The sequence below is a fragment of the Myxacorys sp. genome (assembly GCF_059501405.1).
Genome location: NZ_JCACCM010000011.1, coordinates 57,188 through 65,344 on the forward strand (window position 1 = coordinate 57,188; position 8,157 = coordinate 65,344).

At 47.8% G+C, this 8,157-nt stretch carries 8 protein-coding genes; 3 read left to right on the forward strand and 5 right to left on the reverse strand.

Annotated elements, in window-relative coordinates; genetic code table 11:
• Positions 1–29 precede the first annotated feature (29 nt).
• Positions 30–461: a hypothetical protein gene (locus AC5I6P_RS01175; protein WP_495691927.1), complete on the forward strand. Its 432-nt coding sequence runs from the start codon at positions 30–32 to the stop codon at positions 459–461.
• Between the two features lie 299 nt (positions 462–760).
• On the opposite strand, the gene AC5I6P_RS01180 is transcribed toward AC5I6P_RS01175, so the two are convergent.
• The 3 genes from AC5I6P_RS01180 to AC5I6P_RS01190 all read right to left on the reverse strand — a co-directional run bounded on the left by AC5I6P_RS01180 (position 761) and on the right by AC5I6P_RS01190 (position 4,672).
• Positions 761–2,257 (reverse strand): NarK family nitrate/nitrite MFS transporter, encoded by a 1,497-nt coding sequence (locus AC5I6P_RS01180; protein WP_495691928.1) that lies wholly within the window; start codon positions 2,255–2,257, stop codon positions 761–763.
• A 791-nt stretch (positions 2,258–3,048) separates the two neighbouring features.
• Positions 3,049–4,329, reverse strand: a complete 1,281-nt coding sequence (locus tag AC5I6P_RS01185) for a glycoside hydrolase family 76 protein (protein ID WP_495691929.1) — start codon at positions 4,327–4,329, stop codon at positions 3,049–3,051.
• Positions 4,256–4,672: a hypothetical protein gene (locus AC5I6P_RS01190; RefSeq protein WP_495691930.1), complete on the reverse strand. Its 417-nt coding sequence runs from the start codon at positions 4,670–4,672 to the stop codon at positions 4,256–4,258. Before AC5I6P_RS01190 ends, AC5I6P_RS01185 begins: the two co-directional genes overlap by 74 nt.
• Positions 4,673–4,717: 45 nt before the next feature.
• Between AC5I6P_RS01190 and mnmG the strand changes: the two genes are divergently transcribed.
• Entirely contained in the window at positions 4,718–6,625 is a 1,908-nt protein-coding gene (gene mnmG, locus AC5I6P_RS01195; RefSeq protein ID WP_495691931.1) for a tRNA uridine-5-carboxymethylaminomethyl(34) synthesis enzyme MnmG, read from the forward strand.
• A complete protein-coding gene (locus AC5I6P_RS01200) occupies positions 6,622–7,197 on the forward strand; it encodes a Uma2 family endonuclease (protein WP_495691932.1) in 576 nt (191 codons plus the stop codon). The genes mnmG and AC5I6P_RS01200 overlap by 4 nt, the downstream gene beginning before the upstream one ends.
• Positions 7,198–7,241: 44 nt before the next feature.
• Here AC5I6P_RS01200 and AC5I6P_RS01205 read toward each other — a convergent pair whose 3' ends face one another.
• Together AC5I6P_RS01205 and AC5I6P_RS01210 are read right to left on the reverse strand one after the other, a co-directional pair.
• Positions 7,242–7,787 (reverse strand): hypothetical protein, encoded by a 546-nt coding sequence (locus AC5I6P_RS01205; protein WP_495691933.1) that lies wholly within the window; start codon positions 7,785–7,787, stop codon positions 7,242–7,244.
• A 189-nt stretch (positions 7,788–7,976) separates the two neighbouring features.
• Positions 7,977–8,157, reverse strand: a 181-nt coding sequence (locus AC5I6P_RS01210) for a hypothetical protein (RefSeq protein ID WP_495691934.1), incomplete at its 5' end; no start/stop codon positions are given.

Below are 8,157 nucleotides of genomic sequence, written 5' to 3' on the forward strand. Positions count from 1 at the left end.
ATTCCAAAGGAGTAGAACAGAACGTAGCAATGGTAGAACGTCCCATCAAAAAATCTGAGCGGCAGGCTCAACCCAACCCTGATGCCGCTCCTCAGAGTACAGAGTCCAGTTCCGCTCCTCAAAGTTCGGAGTCCAGTTCCGCTCCTCAGAGCTCGGAGCCTAAATCTCCTCCACCTAAGCCAGTTCGTCGAAGTCCAGACGCCAAATCTTCTGAAGAGTCTGACCGTGGGGGACGGAGAACCGATCGGGCATCGGGCAGAGGCAGAAAGGGCGATAAGGAAGAACCTAGACAGGCGATGAATCCTGCGTTGATGCGAGGTCCAAAACCTGTTCAGCCCAAGCCTGCACCCGAACCTCAACCCGAAGAAGCGATCGCTGAGGACTCTCAGGAAGCGATCGCTGAGGACTCTCAGGAAGAGCCGACTTCTGAAGAATCTCAGGAAGAAACGGCTGAAGCCTAGCGAATCTGTCGGTGAGATTTGGTCAATAAGCTGGTGAGGATATTTAGATACACCGTCCTCGCCAGCTTGTTGATCTTCCTGACCTTTGGTGTAAAGGGTTAGAAAGATCAACGCAATTGCCAAGCGGCAAATCTGCAAGAAAGGGCGCACAGCGAAAAAGAGAAATAAAGCTGTCAGGTCTTCAAAGCTACGCCCAAACTTTAGGATTCCTTGAAGTAATCTTTGATTCAGGATGCAAGCGCAACATAGTTTATAGAGAGACGTTGCCGCCAGATACCCTGTTCTAATTGAGCACCCAATTAGTAGCGATCGCTCTCCTGCGAATAGACAGGCACTCTCGTCGTGGCTTCTTCGCTGTGACCACGTTTAACTTCGTTCATCGTGAACGCAATTAAAAATCCGACAACTAATCCGACCATACCCAACATTTGAAAGAAGATTTTGTCGCCGCCCACGCCTTCAGGCAAAAGACTGTAAATCGTCAGGTACACAACTGCGCCAACGTTACCATACGCGCCAACGTTACCAGCAATCTGGCCTGTAATGCGGGGTTGGATTAACGGCACGATCGCATAGGTCGCCCCTTCTGCCGCCATCACGAAGAAGGATGCCACCATTGTCATCAGCACCACCGCCACGATCGCAACCCCTTCACTAAACATGCTGAAGAGGAGATACCCCAGTCCTGTACAGCCAATGGTAATGGCTAGCGTCCATTTACGGCTCCCTACTTTATCTGAAATCCAGCCGCCTCCAGGACGAGCAACAATATTCATGAAGGCATACATACCTGCGATCGCACCCGCCATTGCCGCCGTCAACCCAAAGCCACGCTGAAAGTAAGTTGGCAGCATCGACACAACGGCTAACTCTGAGCCAAAGCAGGCGACATACGCTAATTCTAAGTTAGCCACTTGAGAGAACTTATATCGCTCTTCCGCCGGGTAGTGGAGCTGTCCGGTCATCAAGGGCTTGTTTGCTTGCCAAATGTTATAGGACTGAAACAGATACAAACCGACCAACAGCAAACAAGTGATTCCAAACCCAGTCTCACTAAGGAACTTCGCTTGGGTTAAACGCCAAGCAATCAAGCCTAACACTCCAACTAAGGGAATGTTCATCACCAAGAGAAACCAAAAGTCGCGCTTGGTCGTGACTTCCATGCCTGCGCTACTGGCAGGGCGCTGATAGACCTTACCGGGAGGAGTATCGGTCACGCTAAAGTAATAGATCACGCCATATATTGCGGAGATGATGCCTGTCAGCGCGATCGCAAGTCGCCAATTGACCTGTCCAGCCGCCAAGAATGCCGTTCCCGCCGCGATCGTTGGCAGCGTAAAGGCAGCACCGGCTGACCCAAAATTTCCCCAGCCGCCGTAAATGCCTTCAGCTAAACCAATCTCTCGTTCACCAAACCATTCTGCTACCATCCGAATTCCGATAACAAAGCCGCAGCCTACAATGCTGAGCGCCAAACGGCTGATTACCATCTGCCCAAAGTCCTGAGCGAGGGCAAAGGCGATGCAGGGAATTGCCGCATAAATCAGTAGACAAGAGTAGGTAATGCGAGGACCAAAGCGATCCAAAATCATTCCAATGATGATTCGTGCTGGAACCGTTAGCGCAACATTGCAGATTGCGATGGTTCGCATCTGTGGATCAGTCAACCCCAGTTCAGCCTTTGCCAATGTTGCTAACGGTGCAAAGTTAAACCAAACGACAAAGGTAAGAAAAAAGGCAAACCAAGTAAAGTGCAGAATGCGATACCTGCCGCTAAACGACCATATTCCAGCCATAACGTTAACTCCAAGAACTAGGACATATAACCCTTTGAATCACGGGTATGCGATCGCGGCGAAAATCATCAAAACATCGGGGCGTATTTAACAGCAACTAAAAATTCTCAATAACACTTGAAGCACCTACTGGGTAGCTTGGTTGAAAACATTTTGCTTAAGACTGCGAGGTTACCAACGCTCAAATGATGATTCCTAAACACTACAAGCAGCCAAGTTTTAAAAGCAGACCGTTTGCTTTACAGGGAAGATTACCTGTGGGAGCAAGGTCGCTCTGTGTAACTCATTACAAAACTATGGAAGCAATGCATGAAAAGTATTGCTCAAATGCAATAGCTGCATCTTGTGATTCAAGATTGGTTCCGCCAAGCTCTAAAGAATTGTCGAAACGGCTTGAGAATTCAGCGATCGTTTACTCCAGGTGTGATTTCTGACCAGGGCAGTTAAGGTTTGAGAACAATGTTGAGAGATATTTCTGTAGCCAAAGCTACAAAATCGATATACTGAAGGAGCGCGGTTAATCTTGTTGTGGAGACTTAATCTAATGAAATCTCATAATCATGTTCCCACTCTTCGTCCTGATGTTCTACACAACGGACTAAAAATAGCTTTCATAGCTGCAACTGCGTTTGTTGTTAGCTCAATTCCTGTTATTTTTAGCGCCCAGATCGCTAACTCACCCGCTAATAATTCTGCTCTCTATGGGGAATCAGGTTTGTGGAGCGTAATGTCGGAGAAATAATCGATTACCTCTGACGATAGCGAGACACCAGAGAGGAGTAATGTCAGTTTCACCGAATTCGATCGCGGGATACATCGATCGTCAATACATCTAGCGCTAACGGATGTTTGCTGCCTTTTAGTGGATCGAAAAGGAGCGAAACAGTGTTGTTGCCTGCGTTGAGCCAAATTTTAGAAACTTTCGTCTGTTGCCACTGATTCCAACTGCCAGTCGTCGGAAAAAGCTGTTGATCGATAATGTTTCGACCATTGATATACAGATAGCGAGCTGCATCGTCTGTGGATGCGTAACGGAACGTTAGGTCGTAGTTTCCAGAGCAAGCAACATTAACGCTAAATTGAGCATTCTGACCAACCGTTTTTGCAGGATAGGGTGTTTGAGTCGTGAGCGCGATCGCGGCATTTAACGCATCAATGGCAGAAGTCTGACGAGCCGCATCGGGCTTATCAACTTTACCTGCCCAATCCAATCCGAACTGCTGCTGCTCATTCCGATTTGCCCAAATCGAATTGGCATTCCGAAGAATAAAAGCGCGATAGCTTGCTTTAGGACGAACCGCATACAACGCGGATAAGTTTCGCATGAAAACGCCTTTGAATTGCGGACCATCATTGCCGCAGTCGTTTGGTTCGCAGGGTTCCCGCAGAATCCCTTTAGGAGCTAGGTTTGCGATGCTGGCATCTGCGATCGCGACGGCTTGCTCCAATAATTCCTGATCTTGAGTGCCACGATAAAGATCGACTAGTCCGCCAATCAATACGCCTTGGTTATATGTCCAAACGGTTTTACCATTGTTTCGACAGTTGCTATCCAAACCATCATTGACGAGTTGTTGATCGTTGATCATTCCCGATTGCTTAAACCATTGCCACGATCGCTGCGCCCACTGTAGATAATTAGGATTATTGGGTTCGCGTAAATGCAACTTTGCTGCTGCCGCTAGAAACAATGAGTTTGTAATTGCATTCTTATACGTGAGTTCTTTTTTATGCCAATACAATCCACCTCCACACACGTTGGTATCCCACCCTGTCTCCATGCTGTGGACAATGGTTTTTGCTTGGTCTAAGTATTTCGTTTCGCCAGTCAAATCGTAGGCTTTGATCCACGCGATCGCCCACCAACCATCATCATCTCGAAACCACGGATTAATGAAATTTGCATATCTCGGCTTCTGATAAAACGTGTTGTAAATGTTGCTTCGGTAAGTGAGTGAATCGGTGAGGCGGGAATATTCGATCGTGGCATCAAGGGCGTTAGCTGCATTCCACCAATTGGTTGTGTCCCACAGTCCGGTAAAGCTGTTGTAGAACATTTGCAGAGCTGCCATGCCCGCCGCGATTCCTGGAGAACAAGTTCCTGGTACGACCATTGGTGTTTCTAAATAATGCAGATTCAGGTAATGCTACATGAGGCTGTAGCGACGAGCAAGATGCAGAATCAAGATCCATATATTCAGAATTAAGATCTGCGATCGCGGAATTAAGATCCACGCGTTCAGAACTAAGATCTGCGATCGTGGAATTAAGATCCATATGTTCAGAATTGAGATCCGCGATCGTGGAATTAAGATCTGCAAGCTGAGAATCTAAATCTGCAAATTTTTCAATGGATTTACGAGTGATCAGAGTTGTGGCACTAATTGCGGTAACCGCTTTTCCTGACTGAGCCATCAGCCTAGCCGTTACAATAGACCTGCACCGCCTAATGCTATTTCTATGAACGCGCCTGTAGATTTTCTCGATGCTTTTGATGTGGTAGTAGTCGGAGCCGGACACTCTGGATGTGAAGCGGCTCTAGCAACCGCTCGTCTGGGCTGTCGTACTCTTTTGCTGACGCTTAACCTTGATAAAATTGCATGGCAGCCTTGTAATCCTGCTGTGGGCGGTCCGGCAAAATCGCAGTTGGTGCATGAAGCTGACGCGATCGGGGGCGAGATCGGCAAGGTGGCAGATCGGACGTATTTGCAGAAACGCATTCTCAATGCCTCACGCGGCCCGGCAGTATGGGCATTGCGGGCGCAAACTGACAAGCGCGAATATGCCAACGTGATGAAAACGATCGTCGAGAATCAGGAAAACTTGACGATTCGAGAAGGCATGGCGACGGATTTGATTTTGGGCACAAATGATGAAGTGATCGGCGTTCAAACCTACTTTGGCGTTGCCTTCGGGTGTAAAGCCGTCATTTTGACCACCGGAACGTTTTTAGGCGGAAAAATTTGGGTCGGCAACAAATCAATGGACGCAGGACGCGCCGGAGAATTTGCTGCGGTTGGACTGACCGACACGTTAAATCGATTTGGGTTTGAAACCGGACGCCTCAAAACCGGAACGCCTGCCCGTGTCGATCGCCGTTCGGTCAACTTTGATGTGCTGGAACCTCAGCCCGGTGACGACGATGTGCGCTGGTTTAGCTTTGATCCAGACGCCTGGATTGAACGGGAACAACTGCCCTGTCATTTGACGCGCACTACCGCCGCAACGCATCAGATCATTCGTGAAAACTTGCATTTGTCTCCCGTTTACGGGGGCTGGGTCGATGCAAAAGGGCCGCGTTACTGCCCGAGCATTGAAGACAAAATTGTTCGATTTGCCGATAAAGAAAGCCATCAGATTTTTATTGAACCTGAAGGACGCGACACGCCAGAGCTTTATATTCAAGGCTTCTCAACAGGCTTGCCCGAATCGATTCAGTTAAAAATGCTGCGATCGCTGCCTGGCTTAGAAAACTGTACGATGCTCCGTCCTGCCTATGCGGTTGAGTACGATTACCTTCCAGCAACTCAGTGTTATCCAACCCTGATGACCAAAAAAATTGAAGGTCTCTTTTGCGCTGGGCAAATCAATGGCACAACAGGTTACGAAGAAGCCGCTGCCCAAGGACTAGTCGCCGGAATCAATGCGGCTCGATTCTGTCGTCATCAAGAACTCATCGTGTTTCCGCGTGAATATAGTTACATCGGAACCCTGATCGATGACTTGTGTACGAAAGATTTGCGCGAACCCTATCGAGTGCTGACCTCGCGATCGGAGTATCGTCTCATTTTGCGATCGGATAATGCCGATCAGCGGCTCACTCCGTTAGGACGCGAGATTGGACTGATTGACGATCGGCGTTGGCAACGCTTTACGCACAAACAAGAAACCATTGCAGCCGAAAAAGAGCGATTGCATGAGACGCGGGTGAAAGAGCAGAGTGATGTTGGAAAAGTGATCGCCGCCGATACCCAACAGATCATCAAAGGATCAATCACGTTAGCCGATCTTTTACGTCGTTCAGGATTTCATTATGTCGATCTAGAGCGGTACGGTTTGGGAAATTTGGAGTGCGATCGCGCTGAAAAAGAAGGGGCAGAAATTGACATTAAATATTCTGGCTATATTCAACGGCAACAGCATCAAATTGAGCAAGTCAGCCGTCAAGAACACCGCAAACTTCCGGTTGATTTGAACTACAACGCGATCGATACGCTGTCGAAAGAAGCGCGCGAAAAGCTATCGAAAGTGAAACCACTCACGATCGGTCAAGCGTCTCGAATTGGCGGCGTAAATCCTGCTGATATTAATGCGTTGCTAATTCATCTTGAAGTGCAAGCCCGCCGGAGTGCAGAGGTGCTGACATGAACGCCTACACGATCAACTTCAATCCTGTTTTTAACATGACGGATGAGCAGTTCTACCAGCTTTGTCAGCTCAATCCTGATGCCAAGTTTGAACGCAATGCCAAAGGAGAACTGTTAATTATGTCGCCTACAGGTGGAGAAACCGGAAGCAACAATGCGACTTTAACAGCACGATTTGTTGTGTGGAACGAGCAAACAAAACTAGGGATTGTATTCGATTCGTCAACGGGCTTCAAGCTTCCGAATGGCGGAGATCGTTCTCCTGATGTGGCTTGGGTCAAAAAAGAGCGATGGGACGCTCTCACGCCTGAACAAAAGAAGAAATTTCCACCGATCTCGCCTGATTTTGTCTTAGAACTGATGTTGCCAACAGATACGCTGCGAGAGACTCAAGCAAAAATGCAAGAGTATATGAGTAGTGGTGTGAAATTGGGTTGGTTGGTCGATCCAGAAACGCGACGAGTTGAGATTTATCGATTAGGACAAGACATCGAAGTATTGGATGCGCCAGAAATGCTGTCAGGTGAGGATGTTTTACCAAGCTTTATGTTGAATCTTCAGGCGATTTGGTAGCTAAAATCGGGTATGAAAGGTTAAGGTTCTGAGTGAATCGCTTCTTACTTGGGACGAATGCGGAGTAATTGAACAAAGTCGTCGCTGACGGTGTGATCTTTGGTGTCAGCCGCGTATTGAATCAGGGTTTCTCGGAGTTCTTTGGCATCATCAAGTGGAAGTCTGGTGGCGAGCAAGAAATAGACGCCTCGAAATCTGGGATCGCCGATGCGATCGACAAGGCGATTCTTCACCGTTTCTCCATCACCAAGGAAAGTTTGCACAATGAAGAACTCTGCGATCTTGTCATGGCGGAAATACCATTCGTGTTGGGTTTCGCCTTTGGCATCTTTCCACGGACGACTGACAACCATCTTATATTTTTCGTCTTCCATGCTGACTAATGCGGAATAAAACTCTGCGGCAGGAAGGGTTTTCTCGTCGTTGAGTTGAAGTTGGTAGATGGCTTCAGAAAATTTCTTGAGGGGAAAGTCTTGATTCCATCGGTGCTGATAGTCTGCCGACATGAATGTGTATTGCTGCTCTTGTAATCGGAAAAGGTCGGGGGTTTTTCCGAGGGCAAGCATTTGAGCTACCACAGTTAAATCCATTGGATTGGAAAGGATGCGTTGTGTGGCGGCAAGTTCTTCAGAAGATTGTGAAGGGTTTAGGCTTTGATTGAGATATATGCGACAAAATTCGGGATAGTTGCTTGTTGCGATCGCTCCGCTCCACGAAGTGTTCGCATCATTTCCACTTTATTATTGGAACGTTCTCACTTTTTGCCGGAGTGTTGCTACCTACGATCGCTCTGCTCCACGAAGTGTTCGCACCCCTCCCATTATTTTCTGCATCATTGCCGTTTGAGATAGCACTCGTCCCATTATTTTTTGGACGTTGCATAATGAGAGTATGAATTGAGGTTGCTTTTCATGCAATGTCCGGAATGCTAGGCCCGCCACATCCGTAAAAATGGAAGGA